The sequence below is a fragment of the Sphingobacterium phlebotomi genome (assembly GCF_008180195.1).
Taxonomy (GTDB): Bacteria; Bacteroidota; Bacteroidia; order Sphingobacteriales; family Sphingobacteriaceae; genus Sphingobacterium; species Sphingobacterium phlebotomi.
On sequence record NZ_VTAV01000022.1, the window covers coordinates 17,063 to 43,485 of the forward strand.

26 protein-coding genes are annotated in these 26,423 nt (G+C 42.1%); 17 read left to right on the forward strand and 9 right to left on the reverse strand.

Annotation, left to right across the window (positions count from 1 at the left end; all coding sequences use genetic code 11):
- Positions 1-13: 13 nt before the first annotated feature.
- Both FXV77_RS20255 and FXV77_RS20260 read right to left on the reverse strand, forming a co-directional pair.
- Positions 14-757: an SDR family oxidoreductase gene (locus tag FXV77_RS20255; RefSeq protein ID WP_148921065.1), complete on the reverse strand. Its 744-nt coding sequence runs from the start codon at positions 755-757 to the stop codon at positions 14-16.
- A 282-nt stretch (positions 758-1,039) separates the two neighbouring features.
- Complete coding sequence (locus tag FXV77_RS20260) at positions 1,040-1,465, reverse strand: GNAT family N-acetyltransferase (protein WP_148921066.1); 426 nt, start codon at positions 1,463-1,465, stop codon at positions 1,040-1,042.
- Between the two features lie 135 nt (positions 1,466-1,600).
- Between FXV77_RS20260 and FXV77_RS20265 the strand changes: the two genes are divergently transcribed.
- The 3 genes from FXV77_RS20265 (at position 1,601) to FXV77_RS20275 (ending at position 3,861) form a co-directional block, all read left to right on the forward strand.
- On the forward strand, positions 1,601-2,251 hold the full coding sequence (locus FXV77_RS20265) for a histidine phosphatase family protein (RefSeq protein ID WP_148921067.1): 651 nt from the start codon (positions 1,601-1,603) through the stop codon (positions 2,249-2,251).
- Positions 2,252-2,428: 177 nt separating this feature from the next.
- Positions 2,429-3,001 carry a hypothetical protein gene (locus tag FXV77_RS20270; protein ID WP_148921068.1) on the forward strand — a complete coding sequence of 191 codons (573 nt, stop codon included), beginning with the start codon at positions 2,429-2,431 and terminating at the stop codon, positions 2,999-3,001.
- Between the two features lie 479 nt (positions 3,002-3,480).
- Positions 3,481-3,861, forward strand: coding sequence for a (deoxy)nucleoside triphosphate pyrophosphohydrolase (locus FXV77_RS20275; RefSeq protein ID WP_148921069.1), 381 nt, complete (start codon positions 3,481-3,483; stop codon positions 3,859-3,861).
- A gap of 147 nt (positions 3,862-4,008) precedes the next feature.
- Here FXV77_RS20275 and FXV77_RS20280 read toward each other — a convergent pair whose 3' ends face one another.
- Positions 4,009-4,479: a PD-(D/E)XK nuclease family transposase gene (locus FXV77_RS20280; RefSeq protein ID WP_148921070.1), complete on the reverse strand. Its 471-nt coding sequence runs from the start codon at positions 4,477-4,479 to the stop codon at positions 4,009-4,011.
- Between the two features lie 242 nt (positions 4,480-4,721).
- Here FXV77_RS20280 and FXV77_RS20285 point away from each other — a divergent pair, with 242 nt between their 5' ends.
- Positions 4,722-5,483 carry a hypothetical protein gene (locus tag FXV77_RS20285; RefSeq protein ID WP_148921071.1) on the forward strand — a complete coding sequence of 254 codons (762 nt, stop codon included), beginning with the start codon at positions 4,722-4,724 and terminating at the stop codon, positions 5,481-5,483.
- 14 nt (positions 5,484-5,497) lie between these two features.
- On the opposite strand, the gene FXV77_RS20290 is transcribed toward FXV77_RS20285, so the two are convergent.
- Entirely contained in the window at positions 5,498-5,875 is a 378-nt protein-coding gene (locus FXV77_RS20290; RefSeq protein WP_148921072.1) for a nuclear transport factor 2 family protein, read from the reverse strand.
- A 301-nt stretch (positions 5,876-6,176) separates the two neighbouring features.
- Entirely contained in the window at positions 6,177-6,851 is a 675-nt protein-coding gene (locus FXV77_RS20295) for a DUF2490 domain-containing protein (protein WP_148921073.1), read from the reverse strand.
- Positions 6,852-7,223: 372 nt separating this feature from the next.
- On the opposite strand from FXV77_RS20295, the gene FXV77_RS20300 reads away from it, so the two are divergent.
- The gene (locus tag FXV77_RS20300) at positions 7,224-7,553 is read left to right on the forward strand and encodes a hypothetical protein (RefSeq protein ID WP_148921074.1); all 330 of its coding nucleotides are present in this window, start codon (positions 7,224-7,226) and stop codon (positions 7,551-7,553) included.
- 477 nt (positions 7,554-8,030) lie between these two features.
- Complete coding sequence (locus FXV77_RS20305; protein WP_246162542.1) at positions 8,031-8,645, forward strand: hypothetical protein; 615 nt, start codon at positions 8,031-8,033, stop codon at positions 8,643-8,645.
- A 112-nt stretch (positions 8,646-8,757) separates the two neighbouring features.
- On the opposite strand, the gene FXV77_RS20310 is transcribed toward FXV77_RS20305, so the two are convergent.
- On the reverse strand, positions 8,758-9,948 hold the full coding sequence (locus tag FXV77_RS20310; RefSeq protein WP_148921075.1) for an ATP-binding protein: 1,191 nt from the start codon (positions 9,946-9,948) through the stop codon (positions 8,758-8,760).
- A gap of 615 nt (positions 9,949-10,563) precedes the next feature.
- On the opposite strand from FXV77_RS20310, the gene FXV77_RS20315 reads away from it, so the two are divergent.
- Positions 10,564-10,989: a hypothetical protein gene (locus FXV77_RS20315; protein WP_148921076.1), complete on the forward strand. Its 426-nt coding sequence runs from the start codon at positions 10,564-10,566 to the stop codon at positions 10,987-10,989.
- Positions 10,990-11,226: 237 nt separating this feature from the next.
- Here the strand turns inward: FXV77_RS20315 and FXV77_RS22215 are convergent, their stop codons facing one another.
- The gene (locus tag FXV77_RS22215) at positions 11,227-11,373 is read right to left on the reverse strand and encodes a hypothetical protein (protein ID WP_187444198.1); all 147 of its coding nucleotides are present in this window, start codon (positions 11,371-11,373) and stop codon (positions 11,227-11,229) included.
- A gap of 81 nt (positions 11,374-11,454) precedes the next feature.
- Between FXV77_RS22215 and FXV77_RS20320 the strand changes: the two genes are divergently transcribed.
- The 8 genes from FXV77_RS20320 (at position 11,455) to FXV77_RS20355 (ending at position 23,417) form a co-directional block, all read left to right on the forward strand.
- On the forward strand, positions 11,455-12,042 hold the full coding sequence (locus FXV77_RS20320; protein ID WP_148921077.1) for an RNA polymerase sigma factor: 588 nt from the start codon (positions 11,455-11,457) through the stop codon (positions 12,040-12,042).
- Between the two features lie 76 nt (positions 12,043-12,118).
- On the forward strand, positions 12,119-13,270 hold the full coding sequence (locus FXV77_RS20325) for a FecR family protein (RefSeq protein ID WP_148921078.1): 1,152 nt from the start codon (positions 12,119-12,121) through the stop codon (positions 13,268-13,270).
- A 129-nt stretch (positions 13,271-13,399) separates the two neighbouring features.
- Positions 13,400-17,011: a SusC/RagA family TonB-linked outer membrane protein gene (locus FXV77_RS20330; RefSeq protein WP_148921079.1), complete on the forward strand. Its 3,612-nt coding sequence runs from the start codon at positions 13,400-13,402 to the stop codon at positions 17,009-17,011.
- A gap of 58 nt (positions 17,012-17,069) precedes the next feature.
- Positions 17,070-18,395 (forward strand): RagB/SusD family nutrient uptake outer membrane protein, encoded by a 1,326-nt coding sequence (locus FXV77_RS20335; RefSeq protein WP_246162544.1) that lies wholly within the window; start codon positions 17,070-17,072, stop codon positions 18,393-18,395.
- Positions 18,396-18,411: 16 nt separating this feature from the next.
- Positions 18,412-19,347, forward strand: coding sequence for a BT_3987 domain-containing protein (locus FXV77_RS20340; protein ID WP_148921081.1), 936 nt, complete (start codon positions 18,412-18,414; stop codon positions 19,345-19,347).
- 51 nt (positions 19,348-19,398) lie between these two features.
- Complete coding sequence (locus tag FXV77_RS20345) at positions 19,399-20,541, forward strand: TlpA disulfide reductase family protein (RefSeq protein ID WP_148921082.1); 1,143 nt, start codon at positions 19,399-19,401, stop codon at positions 20,539-20,541.
- Between the two features lie 4 nt (positions 20,542-20,545).
- Positions 20,546-21,688: a TlpA disulfide reductase family protein gene (locus FXV77_RS20350; protein WP_148921083.1), complete on the forward strand. Its 1,143-nt coding sequence runs from the start codon at positions 20,546-20,548 to the stop codon at positions 21,686-21,688.
- 82 nt (positions 21,689-21,770) lie between these two features.
- The gene (locus tag FXV77_RS20355; RefSeq protein WP_148921084.1) at positions 21,771-23,417 is read left to right on the forward strand and encodes an ABC1 kinase family protein; all 1,647 of its coding nucleotides are present in this window, start codon (positions 21,771-21,773) and stop codon (positions 23,415-23,417) included.
- A gap of 37 nt (positions 23,418-23,454) precedes the next feature.
- Here the strand turns inward: FXV77_RS20355 and FXV77_RS20360 are convergent, their stop codons facing one another.
- Entirely contained in the window at positions 23,455-23,802 is a 348-nt protein-coding gene (locus tag FXV77_RS20360; RefSeq protein WP_148921085.1) for a winged helix-turn-helix transcriptional regulator, read from the reverse strand.
- A gap of 148 nt (positions 23,803-23,950) precedes the next feature.
- Here FXV77_RS20360 and FXV77_RS20365 point away from each other — a divergent pair, with 148 nt between their 5' ends.
- Both FXV77_RS20365 and FXV77_RS20370 read left to right on the forward strand, forming a co-directional pair.
- Positions 23,951-24,979, forward strand: coding sequence for an MsnO8 family LLM class oxidoreductase (locus FXV77_RS20365; protein ID WP_148921086.1), 1,029 nt, complete (start codon positions 23,951-23,953; stop codon positions 24,977-24,979).
- 12 nt (positions 24,980-24,991) lie between these two features.
- Positions 24,992-25,636 carry an NAD(P)H-binding protein gene (locus FXV77_RS20370; protein WP_148921087.1) on the forward strand — a complete coding sequence of 215 codons (645 nt, stop codon included), beginning with the start codon at positions 24,992-24,994 and terminating at the stop codon, positions 25,634-25,636.
- 13 nt (positions 25,637-25,649) lie between these two features.
- Here the strand turns inward: FXV77_RS20370 and FXV77_RS20375 are convergent, their stop codons facing one another.
- Positions 25,650-26,363 carry a DUF2461 family protein gene (locus FXV77_RS20375; RefSeq protein ID WP_187444199.1) on the reverse strand — a complete coding sequence of 238 codons (714 nt, stop codon included), beginning with the start codon at positions 26,361-26,363 and terminating at the stop codon, positions 25,650-25,652.
- Positions 26,364-26,423: the final 60 nt, after the last annotated feature.

Below are 26,423 nucleotides of genomic sequence, written 5' to 3' on the forward strand. Positions count from 1 at the left end.
GAAGATTTAGGTATTATGAATTTCTTATCCAATCGTCGAACCGTATCTTACCTGGATAGAATTCGCCTGTCGGAACTAATCCGGATTTTGGCATGTTATGGAACATGTATTTGTCATCTTGATTAGGTACCACTATTTTATCTTCGCCTTTGACCTTCAAATAGTTTTCTACGAAGTTGGTCATCAATCCGAGATCAGGTCCTGCAATTTCAACTATCTTGTTTTTCGGCTGTTCCAAAGCAAACTTTACTATATAATCTACAACATCCGTCAATGCTATGGGCTGATAATCAATTGCTGACACATGGACGTTCCTACCTTCAGCCTGAACATCAATAATTGTGCTTACATGCTCATGGAATTGAGTCGAGCGGATGACAGTATAGGGTGTACCAGATTCGATCACAGCATCCTCCTGATGTTTTTTTGCTTGCAGATACCCTATGTGCTGTGCCCGATCTGTGCCGACAATCGAAAGCACGAGATGATGCTTGATATGTGCTTGCTTTTCAGCTCCAATTATGTTTTTAGCTGCTGTACGGAAAAAATTCAAAGCGATTTGATCGTCTGGCGATTGCGAATTGGAAAGATCGAGTACGATGTCAGTTCCCACCAGGGCTTCTGTCAATCCCTCCCCCGTCACGATATTGATGCCGGATGAGGGCGATCCTACAATTACCTCACTACCCATACTTTTCAGTTTTTCACATACTCTTTTGCCAACAAGACCAGTTCCTCCGATTACTAAGATTTTCATAATTAAATAATTTAAATAAAACTTGATGAAACAAAAACGAGACTTTATCAGGCTGTCGTCTTTCTTATTTGGTTACAAAATAAGGGATAAAAATAATGAGCAAGACCATCCAATATTCGGATTTGCGCCAGTCCAGACTTTAGCTATTCGTTGTCGCCCCCATCAGGACGACCTCCTGGGCCGCGTCTTTTGCTTTTATAGGCGTTTAGTTTAGTTAACAAAGCCTGCGGATGCAGGCTTTGCTTGCCCGCCACAATAGCAGGAATTCCTGCAGACTATGTATTAATGCTTCAATACATAAATAGAACTGTCCTTTATTCTAAATCCAAGATTTTCGTAAAGCTTACGTGCTGCAATACGGTGGCTTTCCGTAAATAAAAGCACTTCCGTCAAATTCATTTCTCTAGAATACTTGAGCAGATATTCTATCAATTTCCTACCGATACCTTGTCCTCGGTATGCATCATCCACAACCACATCTTCTATCCAGCCTTTACGTCCGGATATAACACAGTAGACGGCCATTGACGCGATACCAACTAGATTCCCGTCTTGAAAACCTCCTATCAGATAAACGCCATTGTCCACCCGCAAGACTTGAGAAAGATCCTGATATTTTTTACCGGGACTTAGCTGCCGATATAATGCTATAATTTTTTCTCGAATAGTACTGTCAATATTAGAAAGATCTAGTTCTTTAATGTCCATAGTTCAATGTGTGGTAATAAATAACCAAACATAATTAACTGCTTTTTCAGATGCAAATGCTATAGTTCTTATCTATATTCTAAATTGTATAAAATTCACTACATTGTGATTCGTCGTTTTAAACATCATTGTAAAATGCAATCAAACACTACAGCAATAAAAAGAAAAAGTATTATAACTATTCAACATCCCGAATCTGTGCATCATACCAATGGAATGGTTGGTTCATGGACAGATTGGGAACTCTCGGAAAAAGGAAAGCGCTTAGCGGAAAATATTTCTAGTCACTTGAAGCAAACAATTCAAGATGAAAAATACGTTATCTATTCTTCTACTCTTAAGAGAGCCGTGCAAACAGCTGAAATTTTAGGCAAAAAATTAGGATTGTCTCCAAAACTAGCAGCGCCGCTAAAAGAACGGGGACTTGGAGCGGCTATTGGCAAATCTGTACAATGGCTCAAGGACAATATAGAACAAGAAGAATTAACGGTCTATGATAAGTGCTTCGCTGATGCGGAATCGAGATATGATGTTTGGAAAAGATTACTGCCGTTTTATGAAGATATCATCGCTAATGACGAAGAAAATATAATCATCGTATCTCATGGCGATACATTAAGTTTATTTAATGCTATGTGGCTTGGATTGAAAATAGAATTGCTCAACAAAATTGATCTCTACGGAATAAGCGGGGGTGTTTCTTTTTTGTATCAAAATAATAGAGGTAAAAGAATTATCAAAAGATTAAGTGATACATCATTTATGTATCCTATTGCAAATCCTTAAATAAAAAATCCTGAAGCGGGGAGCTTCAGGATTTTTTATGTAGGCGGCAATTTTAGTGCGTAGTTGGGCGGCCGCATTTTTATTTTCCTAAAGAAATTATTATCTTAAACTACATTTCTGATCTTCACGATAAGTTGGAACTAAATTTGAAATATTTGAACTAAATTACGAATCACGATGTACAAATCTCTTCAGGATAAACTTCATACCTTTCATGAAGTCTGCAATAAGCCATCAGAATTTAGGATTGCTTTTGCTCCATTTTATAATAAAGATTTCTATACTCTTCAAAAGGAAATAAAGAAAGTTCTACGCTCTCCGTATTTGGTTTTTTCCCTAGATGACGAATATTTAAATGACATCTATGAATTTGAAAGAAATTTACCGGATGAGTTCGCATTTAGAGTTAGCCCGAAGCTGAAAAACCTAGAAGGTGGAGGGAGCTTTTACGAGACGCGATATTTATATTTTATTACAGATATTGAAAAAAATAGATTGGAAATTTACACGGTGAACAATAAACGTGAAGAAGTGGATCTTCGCTTTTTTGAAATTGAAGACAAACAGCTAATTACTTCGATTGAACCTCAAGATTATGAAATAGGTAAAATTCGATCCGTCTTAACGACCTTCCTGGCTGAGGAACTGGAGTATCTCACCGATACATTTGCACTGGAAGCTAATGATGAGCTGAATTATAACCCTGATTATGCCAAAGAAGGAAATGAACTGTATCAGATTATTGCGTAAACATTAATATAGTTAAATGTTATGATTATACAAAAGCACCATCAAATCAGTGCATTAAGCGTTTTTTCAAGATTTGTTCAACGCGATTGTGCTAATATATAATACTGTCCGAGTACCGCACTGAAATCTGATATCGAAACGTCTTTAATGGCGAAAGATTTTAGCTTTTATTGATAGTGTAGATAATTGATCTATATTTGTATCAACAGTACACGCCACGCTACCCATTAGAACAGCGTCCCAGGGCGTGTCTTTTGCTTTTATATCCTACGATAGCCATCCTCTCGTACACCGTACCGTCAGCTTACGCAGAAATAATGTAGCAGTGATATATCAGAATAGTTTCTGGGTTTTTAGTTTGTAATTCACGAGCTAAATCTAGTCATGATCTTATACACCTATAAGTAGCGTCGCTTAAATATGTCCCGCATCAGCCCATACGTCGAGACATTCAACGTAAGAAAGCTTATCTTTAACCCATGTTACACGTTACCTGCGCCATTATCGAGCACCAAGGAAAAGTACTGGTATGCCAACGCTCTGCTTCCATGAAGCTTCCGCTAAAATGGGAGTTTCCGGGCGGTAAAGTTGAAAATGGGGAAACCAAAGAAGAATGCTTGAAAAGGGAGATTAAAGAAGAGCTGGGATTAGAGATCGAAGTTGGATCGGCGCTTACTGAGGTAGATCACCACCATCCTGAATTTTCGCTCCGTCTCTACCCTTTCATCTGCAAATGGGCTGGTGGTTCGTTAGCTATTGCCGAGCACGCGCAGGCCATCTGGGTAGATAAAAGCGAATTGAAAGATTATGATTGGGCGGAGGCGGATATGCCGGTTGTTAGGGAATTATTATTTTACTGAACGGGAAACTTGTTAAGATATGTTAAAATGCTGTTATATCAGGAGAAAGGCACAAGAATTGATCATATTTTAGCTATTCATAATTTAGGTTAATAATTGGTTAGTTAGTAAAAATCCTGAGGCTCCCCGCTTCAGGATTTTTTGTTATTATCGCAATTCGTCTATTTCCTTTACCGTAAGTTTTGTGAATTTTGCTATCTGTTCTACGGCAATGCCCTCTTTTTTCATATCACGGGCAATGGCAACGGCTTTTTGGTGCTCACCTTCTTTCAGACCTTCTTGACGACCTTCTTCCCTCCCCTCTTCAAGCCCCCTCGTTCTCGCCTGTTCCTTTTCCAAAATGGCCGTCTGACGGATCGACTCCGCATCCCATTTATTCTTTAAACTTGCATTGTACATATCGCGTTCCTCCTTATTTAACTTAATATATGCCGCAATGGCGAATTCTTCGGTGTCGCCTACGTGTTCGTTCTTGTTGTAATAGAGATCCTCGATAAGCTTCCGCCCCTGGAACAGTTCATTGAGAAGGGAGATCAATAAATCTTTGTTCGCCTCGGTTCCGAATATGCGCTTAAAACCGAAGCTGGCTTTTCCTTCGATAATTCGTTCACCTATCAAGCTGGTACCTTCTTTTTGTTCAAATGAAATATGTATTCAGGAGTTTGTGTACTGAGTTTCGAACATTTTTATCATTTTATCTTAGTTGCAGGATGAAAAAAGCTTGAAATGGAAGGTTGCGTCCTTAAACTTGATCTTGTATTTTGATCCTATTTTGATTAATTTTTTTTATTTGATCTGTGACATAATGTTTATTTTGCACTACCTTCCAAAGAGTTTTATCGAGGTTTTAAGTGTTTAACATGGTAATAACAATAAATGAAAAGAAATATAAAAAATTTGTAATTCAGCAGATTTCACCGTTCCGCGGATTTTTCTATGCCATTTCGTTTCTAATAAGTGCTTTCTGCATCCTATTTTATGGAATAGAAAATGTGCCTTTTTCCAGCAGCTCATGGACGGCTGCTATCTTGTTTTTTATGCTCATGATAGCAGCGGTTATTTTTCCTATGTATTTTGGTTTCAAGTTGGCAACAGCAATCGTGGAGATAACACTAGATGATGACGGACTACAAAGAAAATGGCTAAAAAAATTCTTTTTAAGTTCTTCGGATAATATTTTTATCCCTTGGAACAAGATCATTGGATACCTGCAACAGCCCGATTACAATTACGAAAAGTTTAAGATAATCATCCGTAATAAACCCGCCATCAATATATACCATTTGTACCAAAGTAATCCGTTTCAACGCTTTTTATACGGTAGAAATGATGATGATTTCTATCTATTCATTGCTGAATTTAAAAATATGGTGGAGCGGAAAAATGCAGAATTTGACTCTTCTGGAGAATATATTAAGCAAGAAAAAACCGTTTACGAAACAACTTGGGCTTTGGTGCTCGCTATTTTCTTAGTTCTACTAACCGTTGCTACAATAATAATTACTTTAATTGTCAATCCAACCAACCCGATTCCATACGGGATTTCTATACTTGCTGCATCCGGAAGTGCATATTTCGTTAGTAATGTGATAAATTTTCGTCGAAAGTCGAAAAAAACATAGATGTGTACTAACGATTACATTTCGATCACATATGAAGTCATCGTATTAATCGTTGTGCTCGTCGTATTTTTAAATTCATAAAAATCTGCAAAAGCATATTGTTTGCCATCGTTCATTTTCATGATACCGTTCACGGCACCTTCCTTGCCGTGTGTTACTACTTTCTCGATGGTTATTTCGGCAACCTCTTTCTCTTTCATCTCGTTGATCGCTTTGGAGAAGCTGGCTTTTCCTTCGATAATTCGTTCACCGATCAACTCCCAAACGATATCATCCGTCACTTGGGCAATAATAAAATTAGTATCTCCCTTTCCGAAAGCTATATTAAAATCTCGTAGAAACATGCGTTTCGGAGAATGTCCACAGTCTGTTTTTACATTTATTTTAAGCATCGTTCATATAGTTTACATATTCTAAGATCGATCCTAAATTAACGATTTCTGCGGCAGTATAACTTTTCATAGGTCAAGAAATTTGTTTCAATACGGAACATCTGGTGAGATGCCCCCCGAATGAAAGACGTTACCAATTTAACTCATAATTGGTACTTCTATCACTTAATCTTTCTTAGATAAAACACCTTTATTGACCAAATCTGTACTATCACGCAGAGCCGTATCGGCAGAAACTTTTGTCATCTTTGCCCATTTTGATGAAGTGAGGTTTCTGGATATATTTGGTCCGCAGGGATCCTTATTTCCATTTGAGCTGGTGATGCACCGACAACATCGCGTGATTCGTTCCCCTTGCTTTTCCTATGTTTTGGTACATATATCCCATCTGCACTCCTACAGCATCAGATATTCTATAACCTATACCAAGATATGCTCGGTTTCTGTCAAAAAAATCCATAGTGCCATCGTCCGATAGGTTTAGGAAGATCTCATTGTATAGTGCAGCGTACCATCCCTTTGCCCCCATCCCATACTGTGTAAATGGAATATCAGCAAAGAGGCAATAGCGAAAACGTCCTGAGAAGTCCTTATTTTCTACAAAACGTTCCTCCAGCCGAATCCGATGTCTAATGTTACTGCGCATCAAATTATGTGAAAAAAGCGCTTCCTGATAAATTCTGTTTTCATGAAAAGGTTCATTCGGGCTTCCAGGCAGTTCGCTATATATAAACCCGTAGCCAATTGTCGTTAATAGGTAGGGTTTGACTCGATACTGCAGTCCCACACGAAGAAGCGTCTGGTTGTGATCCCCCATCAACTGATGGTCCCGTAACTGGAGTTCATGATGGATCGCAAATTTAGTCGCTTTTATTTTAGTTTGGCCAAAATACATAAGCCAGCCCTGTGGGTCTTTTTGTGCAAAAGAACACGATGTTAGAAATACACCGATTAAGGTTAAGAATAATAATCTCATCCAATAAAAATAGTGGATATATTCAAAAAACCTGTCCACTGTAGAGTAACAAAAACGTGAAGATCAAACTGGAAAATAGTGAATTTATTGTTCATAGTTTTAACATAAATCATTTTGATTTAATTTTTCTTCTTAAGAAATTTAAGAATAGTAAATACTTAAAAATAATTGATGACCTTCGCAGCCCTCAGAGAGAGGAGCTGGTATTAGAAACGATAAAAAAAGAATTCTCAGATTTTTTCGTGTTAGAGAGATACGAACTCATAAAACGGATTATCAAAACAAGGTTTAGCATTTTAAGAGAGGAGGTATGTATTGGCAATAGTTGCCCGTGAAAAAAGCCTTAAGCTCACGCCCAAAGGTAACCTTCCTTTGAAGTTCGTTAGAGAACTATACGAAAATGGTGCCATTCCAGATGAAGCGATTGAACTGGGGATCAGTAAAAGCTTCAGGGAAAATGAAATTATATCGATATATGCTGCGCGACAGGTTTGTACCTTGGCAGGCCTCATTAAGAAAAGAAATAACGCGTTAAGCCCCACCTTAAAGGGGCAAAAATTACGAACCGACCGGAGTGCACTTTTTGCCAACATTTTGTATGCCCATATGTGGGATTTTGATACCTGGCAATTTGATGGATATCCTGATCGAGCAACTGGCACGAGAAATAATATATTAGGCATTCCGAAGCCAACACCATGAAAACGACATCGCTGTTACCGGCTGTTTTAGAGTTTGCTCGACGTGGTTCGTAAAGGCCTCTATACAAAAGTTGCTTCCTTTTGTTATCTTTCTAAACATACCCTCATCCGCATGTAAGGACAATTTCAAAATCAATATACGGAACATGGCTGACATTTTATTACCTGACCTGGAAAATAAATCAGAATAAGATACGGAAACACGATATATACGACGAGGCACTTGTTAATATGTGTTAAATGTACACTTAATAGAAACGAAATGGGTGCATTAGTCGTTATATTTGTACTTCATAATTTAGGTTTATAATTGGTTAGTTAGTTAAAAATCCTGAGGCTCCCCGCTTCAGGATTTTTTTTGTTCATTACCGAACACTAGCTGTCCGGCGGTGAACAACCGGAAATCCCCCTAAAAAACATAAATACCTTTAAAACAACATATTGAATATTTTGGCAAAGGGCTTGCAATCCTTTCGGCATGAACAAACAAACAGAAAGCTGTATAGCACATTCACCGATTTTTTCACCGCAGTTACCGAGAAATGCCGGAGCTTGGTCTAATCGTTATTCGGTAAATCTGCACAACGCTATACCTTTGAAGTATCAAATAAGAAATAGAAAAAATAATATATACAGCACATTAAAAACGACAGACATGAAAACGACATTGAAAACTACATGGAGAACTATCGCAGCAGCATTGATCATGGTAACATCCCTAAGCTCCTTTGCTGCGGAAAAAGCCAATCCTTTGAAAAACGTGGAATCAGACATGATAATTGGCTCCTATGTGGATGCTGTGACCGTGGGTAGCATCGACCTGAACAAGTTCCTTTTTGCAGATGATTTCCAGTATAACAACGTGAACAACAACGACCGTGCGGGCAAAAAGGAATACATCAAACACCTGAAGGCCAACAAGGGAATGCAATATGACTGCAAGAGCAGCTACCAGATCCTATCGCAGGACGGAAAGGTATGCGTAGCCAAGGCAACGATGGCATTCAATAACTTTACCCGCGTAGATTATATTACCCTGAATCAGGGCAAGGACGGATGGAAGGTGAGCAAGGTGGAAACAACTTATCCGTAAAAGACTTTAGATTTTTGTTTATAGGGGGACATGTCGTGAGATATCTCCCGATGTTTAGTTTAGTTAGCAAAGCCTGCGAATGCAGGCTTTGACTTTTTTTTGAGGTATCAATTTAATACATAAAACCAAAAAGCCAAACGGGAATAATATTACCAAAACCTATTTCTATCCCGTCTTTCGCTACGAACGCATTTTCTGTACTAAGAATTTGCTTTTTGGTTTTGTTTTTACCTCCGATTTCAAATGTATAACTTTTGTCAATCACAAAATCGGCAGCTTCAGAAAGATTTATTTCGTGCAAGCCCTTGAACTGATTGAGGAAAAATGTTTCTCTTACATTCCCTATATTGGTATTATCTTTTGCAAGGGCATACATCAAGTTGCTATTGTTTAGGTATAACTTTTCGGGTTTCGTAAGTACGCCGATGCCGGAATTATCTTTGTATAGTTCATTTACTAATCCAGCACGCTCTAATATTTTTATGCTTTGCACCAACATATTTCGCGATACCCCGATTTTTTCACTCAATTTTGTGATGTTCGGCGTAAAAGGAACACTTGATGCTATTGTTATAAGGAGTTTTTTTAGCTTTACCAACGTCTCGTATTGAAGCTCCTCAACTGCATTGATGTCTATCTCAATAATAAGATTAATGGTATTTTGTAATTTTTGGATGTATAGATTTTCGTTTTCTTGGTAATAAGGATAAACGCCTATTTTTAGGTATTTTTCAAATAAAGGTATGGGTTTTATTTCAGCCAATATTTGGGTTGCAATACGATTATGATCATCCAAAATTTGGGCAAACGAATAGGCAGAAAAAGTCTTCTTCGTTTCAAATAATACAAACTCTCTGAAGGACAATTCTTTCAAGTAGTACGTAATGGCTCTTCTGCTCAAATCAGACTCTGACTTGTAAATTTCAAGCATAGAAGACGAAGTGAAAATAACGTTGAGTTCGGGAAAATTGTCATAGATCAGTTTTATCTCCCGAGACCAGTTCGGATATTTATGCACCTCATCCAATAATAAATGGGTACCTCCAAATTGTGAAAATTGCTTCGCTAACTCATAAAGTTTATTGCCAAAGAAATAAATGTGGTCTAAACTCACATACAACGTGGATTTTATAGGTAAATGTAGCTTTGCCACTTGCAAAAGTAATGTGGTTTTTCCAGCACCTCTTGCACCTTTTATTGCAATCAGTCGGTTATTCAAATCTATTTGATGTACAAGGTAACGTTGTATATCTACAGAGATCCGGGATATCTTTGATTGAAATTCTAATAATAGATCTTCCATATATGCTCTTTATAAAAAGCAAATATATTATATTTATGTTAATCTTAAAAAGCAATTTTACATAATTTATGCTTTATTTATGAAGCAATCGCTATTTTGAAGTTCGAGCAACGAATTACAAGGTTATGACTGGGCGGAGGCGGATGTGCCGGTTATTAGGGAATTATTATTTTACTGAACGGGAAATTTGTTAAGATATGTTAAAATGCTGTTATGTCATGAGAAAGGCACAAGAATTGCTAATATTTTAGCAATTCATAATTTAGGTTAATAATTGGTTAGTTAGTTAAAATCCTGAAGCGGGTAGCTTCAGGATTTTTTTGTTCATTACCGGACACTAGCTGTCCGCCAGTGAACAACCGGAAATCCCCCTAAAAAACACAAACACCTTTAAAACAGCATATTGAATATTTTGGCAACTGGCTTGCAATCCTTTTGGCATGAACAAACAAATAGATAGCTGTATAGCGCATTCACCGATTTTTTTACCGCAGTTACCGAGAAATGCGGGAGATTGGTCTAATCGTTATTCGGTAAATCCGCACACCGCCCTACCTTTGAGATATCAAATAAGAAATAACAGACATTAAATATAAAACATTAAAAACCACAGATATGAAAACGACATTGAAAACTATCGCAGCAGCATTGATCATGGTAACATCCCTAAGCTCCTTTGCTGCGGAAAAAGCCAATCCTTTGAAAAACGTGGAATCGGACATGATAATTGACTCCTATATGGAAGCTGTTACCGTGGGTAGCATCGATCTGAACAAGTTCCTTTTTGCAGATGATTTCCAGTACAGCAATGTGAACAACAACGACCGTGCGGGCAAAAAGGAATACATTAAGTTCCTAAAGGCCAACAAAGGTATACAATACGACTGCGAGAGCAGCTACGAGATCCTATCGCAGGACGGAAAGGCGTGTGTAGCCAAGGCAACGATGGCATTCGATAACTTTACCCGCGTAGATTATATTACCCTGAATCAGGGCAAGGACGGATGGAAGGTGAGCAAGGTGGAAACGACTTATCCGTAAAAGACTTTAGATTTTTGTTTCAATATGGGACATGTCGTGAGATATCTCCCGATGTTTAGTTTAGTTAGCAAAGCCTGCACATGCAGGCTTTGACTTTTTTGTTGTAGCATCTAACATCATTTCTACTACACCATCTATATGACGATCAGAGTTTACCAAACCAGAGCTCTCTAAGTCGAGTAGATATTGACGAACGTAGCGATTATTTGCCGCAAAAAATGCGGCGAATAATAATGTTCATTCGCCACACATCCAGATCATCTTCACGAGTTCTTTATGTTCCGCAAAAAGGCTTTGCTCTTCTGCGGTCAACTCCAAGTTGCCGCCTTCTTCATTATAATAACTCGCAATCGTGTTTAGTTCAGTTATAAACAACAAATTCATGTATTATACTGCTGAATTCGTACAAAATTCTATATTTGCCATGCATAACATTATTAAAAAGCACGAAGTTTCGTCGTAATTATGAAGGATAGGCCGCATACAGATCTTTCGTCTACACCCGATAAGATGCATATACCGTTTGAACAGGTGTATTATGCCTATTATCGATCTTTATTCTTTTATACGAAGCAAATGATTGAGGACGAAGCCGATGTACATGATCTCTTGTCCGATACTTTTTTGAAGTATTATGATCGTCAAGATCAGTTCACGGATATAGAGCAAGCTAAAGCATTTCTTTTTACAACGATTCGACATGCAGCTCTCAATCACATTCGACATCATAAAGTGCGACAGGACAAGGGTGCGGACATCGCGTCAAGTATCTACGAGACCTCTTCCAAAGATCATTTCTTTGATAAGCTGGTATTGACTGAACTTATGGGCTTGGTGACCGAAGAAATCGAAAAGCTGCCTGCCAAGCAACAAGCGGTGTTCAAGTTGGCTTATTTTGAAGACCGCACCACGGAGGAGATCGCGGAATTGTTACAAATAAAGCACGAGGCTGTATATAATAATAAGAAAAGAGCGCTCGAAAAATTGCAGAAGATCTTTAAAAATAAAGAGTTCCCTATTTATCTGGCTTTTCTTAAGTTCTTTATGGGGTAAAAATACTATTTTAAAATAGCATGATAGATATCGCGCATTCGCGTGTCTTATACCTGTATTACGTACAAATTAGATCATGGAGAACAATGCCAAGGAGATTGCAAAACTCTTATTGAAGCAGCGGTCAGGTGATATCACTACTGAAGAGCGTCAACAATTGCAAACATGGCTTCAGTCAGCCGAGAGATATCAGGACCTAGCCAATTCTTTGAACGATTCTGCTTTTATGGAGGAGCAGCTTCGGTTATACAACCGCATTAGCATACCACCACCAGAAGTTACTTTAAGACGACTTCAACAAAAGCCCACGTTAGTCCCGCTTAGGCGTCGGATAAAACGGTACTTCCCTTATGCCGCAGCTCTACTGCTCTCGATCGGAGCGATGAGCGCTTGGTACCTCGAGCAGAGAAATAATACCGAGATGTCACAACAAGAGGTACAAAACGATATTGGTCCAGGGGGAAATAAAGCAACGCTTATTTTATCGAACGGCAACACGATAGCCCTACGTAGCGATCAGGATGGTATCGCTATCGGCGAAGACGGTATCCGGTATCGGGATGGTGCGACAGTATCCGACCTGGATCAAGTCAACTACGCCACCCTGCATGTACCACGCGGTGGACAATATCAGTTAACCCTGCCCGATGGCACCAAAGTATGGCTCAATGCGGATACCAAGCTGAGTTACCCCACGGCATTCAAGGCCAAGGAGCGTGTCGTCAAACTGGAAGGTGAAGCGTATTTTGAGGTTTCACCCAATAAGGCACAGCCGTTTTTGGTGGAGTTTGACGAGCATACGATCCGCGTCTTAGGTACCGCCTTTAATGTCAAAGCCTATCCCGAGCAACAACAAGGCATAACCACGCTAGTAGATGGACGTATTGCACTGGGTTCGAAAGATGGGCCTTTTCAAACGCTTCGCCCTAATCAGCAAGCGATGACTTCCGACCAAGGCATCAGCATCAAGGAGGTAAACGCGCAGCATTACGTCGTTTGGAAAGATGGCGTAATCGTGTTGGACAGGCAAGATATACTGTCCATTATACCACAATTGGAGCGATGGTACGACGTCGAGTTTGATCGCGATGCGTTTCCGGCTCATTCATTGACTTTGTCTGGTGAGATTCCACGCGACATCAGTCTCTCCGCAGTACTTGCTGTACTCGGCGAGCAGTTGAAATTTAAATTCGAAATCAAAGGACGGAAGGTCTTTGTCAAAAGCTAAAACATCGAGGTTGGAGGTTACCTTACAATCACCAGATCGTCACAATGGTGGACAGTAAGCAGATTCCTAAGAACTTCCCGATAGATTCCAGTATTATTTTACTCATTTTTTAACCTAAACACTATAAATATGAATTTTAAACAGAAGGTTAATCGCCCCGTTGATAACCTCATGGTGCGTTTAGTCGTACTCCTCCTAGGCTTAAGTTTTCAGGCATCCGCCAGTGTGTATGGACAGGCAGTGAGCCTTAATATACGTGAGCAACCCCTTGCGGAAGTACTGAAGGAACTAAGGAGACAATCTGGCTATGCTTTTGTCTATCGGGATAGCGACCTTGAAAAGATCCCACCTATTACCCTTCGGTTGGAAAACAAAGAACTTTTGGAAGTCCTTCCACGCTTATTTTCCAACTTGCCCTTGCGCTATACCATCAAGGATCGGATCATCAGTGTACAACGTATCGCCACACCGAACGCAACAACAAGGATAAACGCTATGACGCAACAGGATACAGCCCGTACGATGTACGTAATACGCGGACAAGTCGTTAATATCCACAATCAGCCCCTACCCGATGCATCTATTGGTCTGATCGGTAAGGATGGTATCCGATCAGCGTTACAAACCAAGACAGATGGGGCTGGCAAGTTCACGCTACCGGTAACCAATCGGGAGCAAGACATGTGGGTGGAGGTTTCTTACCTCGGATACCATACCGCACGGGTTGCTTCGAAGGCGGATGTCGGGTTTGTCGTTATGGAGGTCAGCGATGCGGAGCTCGAAGAAATATTTGTTAAACCCATCACGACCGGTTACCAGCGTATACGGCCCGAGCATAGTACCGGCGCGATCGCCCAATTGAGCACGAAAGAGTATGAGTCGCGTATCAGCACCAATTTCTTGGATGGCTTGGTCAACCGAATGCCCGGCCTAATGATCAATAACGATATACAATTTACGACAACCGATCCGAACGGGAATATATCCAGCAGACCGTTGTTCAATGTGCGCGGTATCTCAACCATGTCGGCCAATCAACAGCCCCTTATTGTTATCGATGGCTACCCCACCGAGCTGACGCTGAATATGATTGACCCCAATGAAATCGAGTCCATTACGTTATTGAAAGATGCAGCCGCAGCGACCGTCTATGGAGTGCGGGCGTCAAATGGCGTCATCGTCATTGAGCGGAAGCAAGCCGAGTTGGGTTCGCCGAAGTTTTCATTCCGTGCTACCGTGGGAATCACACCTGAAGAAAACTATAGCCGCTACCGTTGGGCGGAGGATGCCTCGGCTATCGTGACTGATTATGAACGTGCGCTGGCGAGCAATACTGTTAACAGTACCTCTTGGGGATTGTTGGCTACCCCTAATCAGGGCACAATTCGGCGTTCTCAAGCGTTTCATATTCTTGCCCAGCAAGCTGCTAACATGATTACCGATGAGCAGGCGGAGCGTGCTTTCGATGCCATGAAGTCGTACGATAATCTCGCGGATTACCAACGTTTATTTACTCGGACTGCGGTAGCCCAGACGTACAATTTCAATGTATCTGGGGGAAGTCACAAGGCCTTATATTATATCACTGCCAATTACACGAAAAATAACTCCTCAAATATAGGGAATGACAACAACAGGTTCCTGTTGTCCGCAAGGACAACCTTGCGCTTGGCCGATCGATTGTCTTTAGAGTTAACAACCGATTACCAAGAGCAGCGCAGCAACGGTTCACCTGTACCTACACCAAGTAGTTTTGCGCCTTATGAAAGGTATCAGGATGTGCACGGACGGCCGGCTCCTATCATTGGCCAGGGAATTTCACCATGGTACAACAATGTCCTTATGGCACAAGGCTTGGATGACAACCTGTATTACCCTTTAATCGATCAGCAAGCAGTTAGTGACAGAACACGTAATGTCAACAACCGGATCACAGCTAACTTTAATTACGACCTGGGCCAAGGCTTTGATCTGGCCTTCGGGGGTATCTATGAGACCTCACGTAGCGAGAATAGGTACTATGCGTCCGAAAACTCGTCTGCTGCACGTGCTTATGTGAACAGTTACGTTGCACCCAATGCTGACGGAACACTGGAGTATCTTGTGCCTAAGGGTGGATATCTCCGACAAAATAACGACAACGTCAGCGGCTATACGCTTCGCGCGCAGTTGAACTATAATAAAGCCGTCGCGCCCGACCACAACATCAATGGAATCTTGGGAGCCGAAGTCCGTAACCTGATTAATGCGGGCAACCTAACTTCATTCTTTGGTTACAATGATGAGACCTTACTACATCAGCCCTTGGATTTTTCCAGTATCACAACAGGTAACGTTGACGCCGGTTTTGGTCTTGGCAGAAACCTCCACAGCCAATATAATAATTGGTTTAATCAGCGGTATGTCGAAGATCGCTTTGTCTCTGCCTATGCTAATTTGGTTTATTCGTATAAAAGCAAATATTCCTTGACTGGAAGTATGCGTATTGACCAATCCAATCTGTTCGGCACCAATCCTAAATACAAATACAAGCCCCTGTGGTCTTTAGGGGCTGCCTGGAATATGCATCAAGAAGATTTCATGCAAGAGGCCTCCTGGATCAATCAGCTAAAGCTTCGTCTGGCATATGGATTCAATGGAAACGTCGCCAAGATGTCGCTACCGCAAGTGATTGCCTCTAACGAGTTTAACCTAGAGACGTCGCCAAATCTGCCTTCGCTTCGCCGTCTATCTTATGCGAATAGCAGCTTGCGTTGGGAACAAACTTCTAATTTCAACGTCGGATTAGATTATCGGATCTTTAGAAATATTACGGGTAATGTCGATTACTACCAAAAGAACAGTACCGACCTGATGGGACAGGCGTACATCGATCCGACCATTGGTGTCAGTCCGACACTGATTAATACGGCATCGATCACGAATAGAGGATTCGAGATCGGAATCCGTGCCGACTGGATTGCCCAGCCCAACTTCAACTGGAATACTGGAATTGTGGTTGGCCACAATACGAGTAAGGTCACGGAGGTGTACCAAAGGACTAATTTCAACCCGAGTACCCTCAATGAGGTCGGCTATGTAGAAGGCTACCCTGTAGGTGCGCTGTTTGCGTTTCGTGACGCAGGATTAGACAGCGCGGGATATCCTTTGGTTCAGAATGAAACGGGCTATACCTATCATACCGATAACAATAGCACAAATAATCCGACCGCTATCGCCATGGCGAGTGATACTTCTGGTCTGGTTCGCTATATGGGCACGTCTCTACCGACTGTCAATATCGGGCTGAGCAACCGCGTGGATTTTGGCCGTTTCTATGTATTTGCGATGATCAACTATTATGGTGGTTTCAAAATACGTGTCCCGAGGCCAAATCCAGCTAGCTTCAGACCTTTAGAAGGTGCAGGTAATTATTGGCGACAACCGGGCGATGAGACCCATACCGAGATCATGTCGCTGCCTGCTTTTACTGGTCGTAACTCGCTCGATGCATACAATTATTCCGACAAGTATGTCGTGAATGGTGATTACATGACCTTGGGTGACTTGACCGTATCGTATCGCATTGATCACGTTCCTTTTATCCGGCGTGCAGGCTTCAGAAATTTTGAAATTAAAGCACAAGCCTCAAATATTTACACAGTTGGTTTCAATAAATATAACTATAGCATGGCTACGCGGAGTTATGCAAAGTCTTTTGTCACGCCGACGTATACACTGGCAATTTTTACGAATTTCTAAAATGGACTATAGCATGAAAAAATCTACATACCACTTTTTGCAACTGATACTAGGCTGTATGCTCTTTTCGAGTTGCGACAAATATCTTGAGATCGCTCCAAAAGGCACGACGTTGCTGACCACGGTCGAAGATTATGACCAGTGGCTGAATGCCCAGGATCTCGTCACGGGGGTCGGTGCTCCGCTATGTGCGCTCAACTATCTGGGTGATAATTATGATCTGGTTAATATCACCAATCCGGCAACACAGGTGGGCGAGATGATTTATCTCTGGCAGCCACAGTTCTCGCCTATGCTTAACGTCGCCCCCATGTTCTGGGGTGAGCACTATGCCAAGATCAATTTGTACAATACGGTACTGGTGGGGATCGACAACGCAACGGGCGGCACACAGAGTCGCATTCGGGCACTTAAAGCTGAAGCATTGTTAGGTCGCGCGTTTGAATATTTTTATCTGGTCAACGAATACGCCCAGCCGTATGATGCAGCTTCGGCAAGTACGGAGCTTGCGGTACCCTTTGTCACGTCCAATGATGTGACCCAGACCGTTCCTCCTCGTAGTACAGTTGCTGAAATCTACAGCTACATCATGAGCGATATTGAAGCCGCGCTACCAAATCTCCCCGATGACAATAGTCGCAACCGCTTCCGAGGATCTAAGGCAAGTGCCTACAGTGTGCTGGCGCGGTTATATTTTTACGCCCGCAATTATCCGGAGGCGCAGAAGCATGCGCAATTAGCGATTGACCAAGGCCGCGCCACGATGATTAATTTGAATGGCCCACTCCCAACATCCAATCTGGTCAGTGTACGATCAGATGTTATCTATGGCCGTACCGTGCCCGGACTGGCTACGCCGACTTTGGATTTTATGAATACATTTCGAAGCAACGACCGCCGCATTCGGACCTATTATTTTAGTAGGGACGGCTATCAGTTTATCACACGCGATGCGACAAGGTTCATGCCTAGCGACGTAGTTCCTGTTCTTGGAAATACAAATACAGGCACATCATTGCCCGAGATGAAGCTTATTGTTGCCGAATGCGCTGCGCGAGGTGGAAATCTGGAATTAGCTTTGCGGCATCTTGACGAAATCCGCAGAAACAGGTTTCCTGAAGACGATTACGAGCCCTTCGTATCGACAGATCCGGAGCTCGTTCTGCAGGAAGTACTGTTAGAGCGTTTGCACGAGTTGCCGTTCAATGGCTTGCGTTGGTTTGATATGCGTCGTCTCAAAGCGGATGGCCGTATGCCGGCTGTACATCGCTACAATGCAATTGGAGAGGTCATCGCGACCTTGCAACCAGATAGCGAACGATACACCTTGCAGATACCTTTGCAAGTTTTGAATTACAACCCAAATATGCCACAGAATCCATAATCAAAAAAACTTTATTATGCGTTTATATTATTTTATCTTCTTGCTTTTAGCTGCCTTGGCGGTCGGATGTTCCAAAGATGTGGAACATGCTCCTCTTCCTGACGATAGCATCACCTTTGCGCAGCTTGGCGAAAGCGACACCCTCGAAATGCCGCTATCCATCCTTCGTGACTCTAGTGTTACCCTGGAAATACAAGCGATGCTTTCTGGGAATCCAGCATTACGAAATCATCAGGTAACCTTCGCGGTGGATACCACAAAGATGGTTGATTACCGTAACCGCTTCGGTGATGCACTACTCTTGCCGCAGACATCCTACCTATTGTACAAAAAGGATGTATCCATTGCAGCTGGCACGACGCTTTCCGACAAAGCGGAAATCAATATTGGACAACAAAGATCGCTCGTTGAGTATTCAACCTACGTGCTGCCTGTCGTGATCTCGGCCGTCGACGGGCTCGTCGAGGGTCCTGCTTCCGAGCGTGTGTTATATTTTGTTTTTAAAACAGGTAAACCGTTTGCTATTAATCGCGTAGGGTGGACTATCGAAACCTACTCCTCTTTCTTTAACGCATTTCGTCCACCATTGGCAATCGATAATGACGATAACACAACCTATTGGACAAGTGACATCTTGCAGCAGATGCCGCAGGGGCTCACGATTAATTTTAATCGTGAGGTGACTTTCACCGGCGTGAATTATTTTGTTCCAGCACTGCTAAATTATCCAACTCAGGGAGGCTATCCGTCCACGATACGAATTGAAACTAGTATGGATGGCGCTAGTTGGGTTGATCACGGCGTCTTTGATAGCAACATCATAGACAATAAGCAAACCTTGGAATTGGCGCTCACGACATCGCGCTATTTAAGATTCACAGTGCTGTCCGCTGTTAAGTATGCAGCTACGTACGATGCAATTTTTATCAGCGGCATATCGCTTCAACCATAATCATAAAGGATTAATGACAATTTTTTTAAAATTATAGAAACACCATAAAACATGTACAAAACATTATTATTTTTAGGTTTATCTCTATGTTTGCCGTTCATCGGCGAGGCACAAGAAGGATTCACGATATCTGGTAAGATAAGCGGATTAGATGATGCAGCCATAGTATACTTAGCGCTTGTTCAGGATGGAAAATACGAAAATGTTGATTCCACGGAAGCGAAAAGCGGTAACTTCCAGCTACGGGGTAAGGTCAGCGAACCGCAAAATGCGGTACTTTACCTACGTCGCTTATCTGGAACCGAAAAGAAGCGGGATCAGCTTTCTTTTTTCATAGAGAATACGGCGATCAACATTAATGGCGTTGACTCGCTTGTTCATGCTGAAGTTAGTGGTTCGGTTTCCGACCAGCAAATGCGTCAATTGGACGCTGAGATTAGGCCGTTAACGAAGCAAATCACACAGCTCCAGGACGAATACGCCAATCGTCCAAAAGAAGAACTCTTCGTGGACGGCGAACCGACAGAAGAGCTTGTTAAAGCAAGAGAAACCATGCAACGCTTGGTTGGAGAGATCAAGACTATCAATCGGAATTTTGTTGAAGACAATGTAGATTCCTATTACGCACTAAATGTTTATTATTTTAATGTGTTGGGTAACAAGTTTGATCCAGAGGAGATAGAACCCCTATTCCTGCGCTTTCCGGAACATCTCCGCAATTCCGAGCTGGGCAAGAAAACATGGGATAAAATACAAACCGGCAAACGCATGACAACTGGTTCAGTAGCGGTAGATTTCACCCAAAACGACCTGAATGACCAACCCTTTACGTTATCGTCTTTACGCGGCAAATATGTATTGGTGGATTTCTGGGCAAGCTGGTGCGTGCCTTGCCGTCAGGAAAATCCCAATCTTGTCAAGGCTTACGAAGCACTAAAAGATAAAAATTTTGAGATCGTCGGGGTATCGTTGGATCAGAATAAATCTGCATGGGAAAATGCGGTGAAGACGGATAACCTTCCTTGGATCCACGTCAGCGATCTTCAAGGTTGGAAGAATGAAGTATCTACCTTGTATGGTATCGCCTCCGTGCCACAAAACTTCTTAATCAATCCAGAAGGTATTATTATCGGGACGAACGTACGGGGAGAGAAATTGACGGAAACATTAACGACACTAATCGACAAAAAATAACGACATGATCAGAAGTATAATTTTGGCAGCTGTATGCTGTCTCTCCACGGTGGGATTATTTGCTCAGGATAGCTACAGCATCAAGGGAAAAGTTGGTAAGGTAGATGCACCAGCAATGATTTACTTAAGCTACTATGAAAATGGGCAGCAGGTTACGGATTCAGTACAGGTGAAGAAGGGCAAGTTTATGTTCAAAGGGCAGCTGGAAACACCAGTCGCTGCCAACTTGCAGTTACGTCATGAGGGGCCGGCAAGTGAAGATAGGGCCAGCACTGAATACCTATATTTTTATCTAGAAAATTCGGACATAACGGTTAATTCCAAAGACTCTTTAAAGCGCGCTATTGTTAAAGGTTCGACCAGCCACGATGACAATCAACGCCTGACAGCGATGCGTAAACCCTACAAACAATCTGCGGATTCTTTGGTACGTGTGTACCACAGCCTGACACCTGAAGAACGTAAGGACAGCTCTTTTATTAAAAGCGCTTCTGCCGTGATGCAGCGTACACAGGCAGGGTACGATAGTGTGAGTCGCGTATTTATCGCGCAGAATGCCTATTCACAGATTGCTTTAGCGGCATTCAGCGAAATTGAACTAGGTTACAATTTCAACCCTGATACAGCTGCTGCGCGATTTGCACATTTTCCAGAATCGTTGCGTTCTTCGGCCATGGGCAAGAAGTTGCAATCTAAAATCAAGATCGGCCAGAACACCAATATCGGTGCCACAGCGATCGATTTTGTGCAGCAAGACACCTTAGGGAATTCGGTGAAACTGTCTGACTTTCGTGGACATTATGTGCTGTTGGACTTTTGGGCCTCTTGGTGCGTACCTTGCCGCGCTGAAAATCCAGTGATGTTAAAAGCTTATAACAAATTCAAAGATAAAGACTTTACTATCCTAGGTGTATCGCTAGATGATCAAGCGACCAGACGTGCATGGTTGAATGCCATCAAGGTCGACGGCCTGCCTTGGACACAAGTGTCCGAATTAAAGGGGTTTAAAAGTGAAGCTGCCGTTCAATATGGTGTATCCGCGATTCCCAGCAACTTTTTGATCGACCCACAGGGCAAAATCGTGGCGCGTAATCTTCGTGGCGAAGAACTCGATAAGAAGCTTGCTGAGATCCTCGGAGAGGAATAGCGGAATAATTGATAAATTCGTATCTTGGAGAAACTATTGCGCGGATTACAATCACAGCGATAGTCCATAAAATGGATGTATCATGGAAAACCCTTTTAAGAACCAAGTACTAAAGCTTAGAAGAACCGCCAAGCTGACCCAGATATTGGTAAAGTATGGTTTTCAGGATTTGTTGGGATCACAGTCCAAACGCCCTTCAATGGAGGGCGTATCCCTCCCTCCCACTGACCCTACAGTATATGAACGTATCCGTTTGGCTATCGAGGAGCTGGGGCCTACGTTTGTAAAATTTGGACAGACGCTTTCTTCCCGTGAGGACCTGTTGCCTGCTCTGCTGATCGTCGAACTCAAAAAACTGCAGGACCGCGTGCCACCTCAGGAAATCGATATCATACCCTATATCGAGGAACAGTTGGGCATAAACGCGTCGGAATCTTTCCGGGAAATCAAGACCGAGCCGATTGCTTCGGCTTCCATTGCACAGGTGTACAAGGCGGTACTGGCCGACGGAACACCCGTTATCCTAAAGATCAAGCGACCAAACATCCGTACGACCATTAACTCCGACCTGCTGATCCTGCGGGATATCGTCCACTTTCTATCGGACTATTCCCTCACCATCCGGCAGATCAACCTGAAGTATATCTTAGCAACCTTTCAAAAAACCTTGGTAGAAGAGCTTTCCTTCGTCCATGAAGCACAGAACATCGTCCAGTTTGAACAGAATTTTCGGGGAGTGGACAAGATCCACTGCATACATACGTATGAGGAGCTATGCAACGACGAGGTGCTTTGCGTGTCGTGGATCGATGGCGTGAAGATCACCGATAAGGATGGGCTACTGACCTACGGCCTAAACTTCGAGCACATTGTAGACAACGGGCTGGAACTGTTCCTCACGCAAGTATTGGAACATGGTTTTTTCCACGCCGATCCCCATCCTGGCAATATCTTGGTCACGCCAGAGGGCAAACTCAGTTTTCTGGACTTCGGTGCTATGGGACGTATGCTGCTATCCGACCAGATAGTCCTCGAGGATTTTATCAGTGCTTTTATCAACAAAGATGCGGATAGCCTGTTGTACATCATCAAGAAAATGGCTGTCTATATACAGATCGAAAACGAGAAGAATATCAAACGGGAAATCCTCGAGCTGTTTGATATGGCTAGTACCAACACATTGGAAAACATTGACATCAAGGCTTTTTTCTCTAAGTTTTCAAATATCCTCTACCAGAACAACATCATCATGCCCGAACATATTTACCTGCTGGTGCGGGGGGTCGTCCTGATGGAGGGCATAGGGCGTGAACTGATGCCCGGACTGAATATTGTGGAGAAGATTGAGCCTTACATTGAACAGATCATCCGTAAACGGCTCTCTTATGAAAACCTAAAAAAAGAGAGCAAACGGAAACTGGTGGATAGCTACCAGTTGCTGAGCCAAGCGCCATACACCCTCAAAAACATTGCCCAACGACTCGAACAGGGTGATCTGACCGTCAAGGTAGACAATACCGATCTGCAGCACCTGCAACGGCAATACCGAAAAAACCAATCTACCAACCGTTCGCTTGCATTGGGCTGCCTATTCTTCGTCAGTGGATGTCTGGTCATATCCGTCGAGCAGTACCGCATCTTGGGGATTCCTATCCTCTCGTGGATCTTCTTCCTGATCGGTATCAGCTTCTTGATCCTTGCCAAACTACGTAGCCTACGTATCGATTAGGCTGTACCCGATAACATAGCTTTTGAAATAGCGTATATCAAGAATTTCCAAATACTTTCTTCCGGTGATTTTCACCCCATTCTTTCAAAGCATAAATAATAGGTGTTAGCGTATCTGCATATGGTTCCGGCTTATAAGTAATCTTAACCGGATAGTCTGCCGTTACCATTCTACTTATCAATTTATTTTGCTCCAGTTCCTTCAATTCTTTGGCGAGTACTTTGGGGGTAATCCCCGGGATACTGCCCTGAATATCGGTAAATCGCTCATTGCCTACAGAAACAGAGATAATAATGGGCAATTTCCATTTTCCACTGAGTATATCAAGGGCATCCCTGACCGGTCTAACTGTTTCGATACATGAGGCATATTTTTTTGTATCCATTGTTGTTATGTATATCTATTACACTATCCTTTGGGAAAGTACTATACAAAAGAAAGCATTTTTGGGTATCTTTGCAAATACAGATGTGTAGCAGCGATGAATGTTAGAAAGAATTTAGAAGAATATAACAACGAATAAAAATAGAATAATGTCCATAAAATTATCATTGATCGAATTGGGTGCCGCTGCAAGCGGACAAAGCGGGGCTGATGCCGTAAAAAATATTATCACAACCGCGCAGCAGGCGGAGGAATGGGGCTATCACCGGATTTGGCTGGCCGAACACCATAATACGGCAAACTTCATCAGCCGTGCCCCAGAAGTGACCATCCCATTGGTAGCGGCGAATACGTCACGTATCCGTGTTGGTTCCGGTTCGGTATTGCTCAACCACTACAGCCCGTTCAAAGTGGCGGAGGTGTTTACTTTGTTGGCAGATATGTTTCCGGGGCGTATCGATATGGGGATTGGCCGGGCCACTACCGGACCGGTATCCGACTTTGCTTTGCAACGCAATCGTAGCATACAGCAACGGAGCGACGATTCGGAGGAGCAATTGAAAGAATTAGTAAATTGGCTAACGGATGGATTTGAAGAAAGAAGCGTTTTTAGTGAGATCAAAGCGCACTTCGGCCCACGTAATTTGCCCGAATTCTGGTTGTTGGGTTCCAGCCAATGGAGTGCCTATACGGCAGGGAGCTTGGGGCTAAACTATGTGTTTGCGGGATTTATAAACCCTGGGCAAGCCTACGACATTACGCAAAAATATCGGGATAATTTTACTCCGGGAAAACATACTTTAGGGGCAGAAAAACCAAAGTTGATCTTGTCGTTGAGTATCTATTGTGCCGATACAGTGGAAGATGCTGGAAAACTGGTGGCGCCGATGATTGTGATGATGCACCGGATGCGACAGGGCAATATTAACAGTCCGGTTGTCAGTGAAGAAGCTGCGGTGGAATTATTGGGTGAAATCCCAACCCAACCTGCGTTATATGACGCGACTATGCCGCCGCAATACCTGATCGGCACACCCGAAACAATGCAAAAAGACGTATTGAAAATAGCAAATACCTTTGATACAAAGGAGATTATGGTACAATGCATCAGTAATAATTTGGAAAACCGGTTAAGATGTTTGGAATTATTGGCTGAAGTCTTTAGTTTAAAGGATTAATAGAAGAAGAACATGAAAGCAATCGTAATTGGAGGTACCGGAGCCACGGGAAAGGAACTGATAGCACAACTTTTGGAAGACCATCGGTTTGATACCGTAACCGTGTTAGTTCGCAGGCCTTTTTTTAGTCAGCACGCTAAATTGACCGAGATCATTCTCGATTTTGAAAAACTCAGCGATTACAAAGCGCACATTCAAGGAGATGTTGCCTTCTCTTGCCTTGGTACCACCTTGAAAGATGCAGGTGGTAAAAATGCACAGTGGCGGGTAGATCACGATTATCAATTGGAATTTGCATCTATTGCCAAAGCGAATGGCGTGGAAAGTTTTATGCTGCTATCGGCTTTCGGAGCCAATGCCAAGTCTTCTTTCTTTTATAACAAAATGAAGGGCACCTTGGAAGAAAATATCAAAAAACTGGATTTCATCCAATTGGTGATTCTGCATCCGGGGGGTATCGAAAGACCTGATTCTAACCGAAGGGGAGAAAAAGCCATGATCAAGTTCTTAAAAGCACTTAATGCCATCGGTTTGTTCAAGGGCTATGAACCGATATCAACAAACCGACTGGCAAAAGCTATGATCGCTTCCTATTTTAAATTTAAGGAAAAACAAAAGATCGTTGTTCTGAAGGAAATAATGGAAATTTCTGTCTGACGCCAAATCATACCTAAAATCCGATAATGCTCAACAGATCCAATTTTGCTCTTTGGGATATCGTTTGCTCCAAACCTCTATTTAAAAAATCTACCAAGGGTTTAGTTGCCTGAAGAAATCCTGCTATTTTATTATTATTCAGAGCGTTCAGAAACACCTCTTTGGGAAATTCTTCGTTCGTAAAAAAATCGCTCATTTTTATATAGGAAGCTACCTTCCCTCGTTGACTATAACCTAATGGCATTTTTTTTAATCTCCTTGATGTACATAACCCTTTTGTAAATAATTGTTCGAAGTCTGAACCGCTGACAATCTGTAGCCACTGACCGGCTGATGCTAAAATTTCCGACCTTATTTTTCGAAGGGCGTTTTTTCCGGGCAGGTGGATTCCTCCTCCCAAATAGCACCTATCGGCATATATTTGAACATAATATCCTGCCGATTCTTCCCATATCGAGTCTTTACAGACCGTAATTAGAAAATAAGGTTGTGATAATCTCTGTCTACTATCATTCCTTGGCGCTAAGCAAGATTGAATGCGCAAAAAAGGATCTAAAAAATCTTGATCTATATCCTTATCGAACTGTGAAATGACGTTGCCAAAATTATAAGCAGTTTCTTTTAATGGCTGATGAACTTCGGGATGTTTTTCAATCTGCGAATGCCTATAATCGCTACCGCGATCTTCCTGTATTTTCAGAAAATCAAATAATTCATTGCTAACCATACACAGCATATTATATTATAAACACCTAATACTCACATTTAATCCTTATCTGGAATTAAG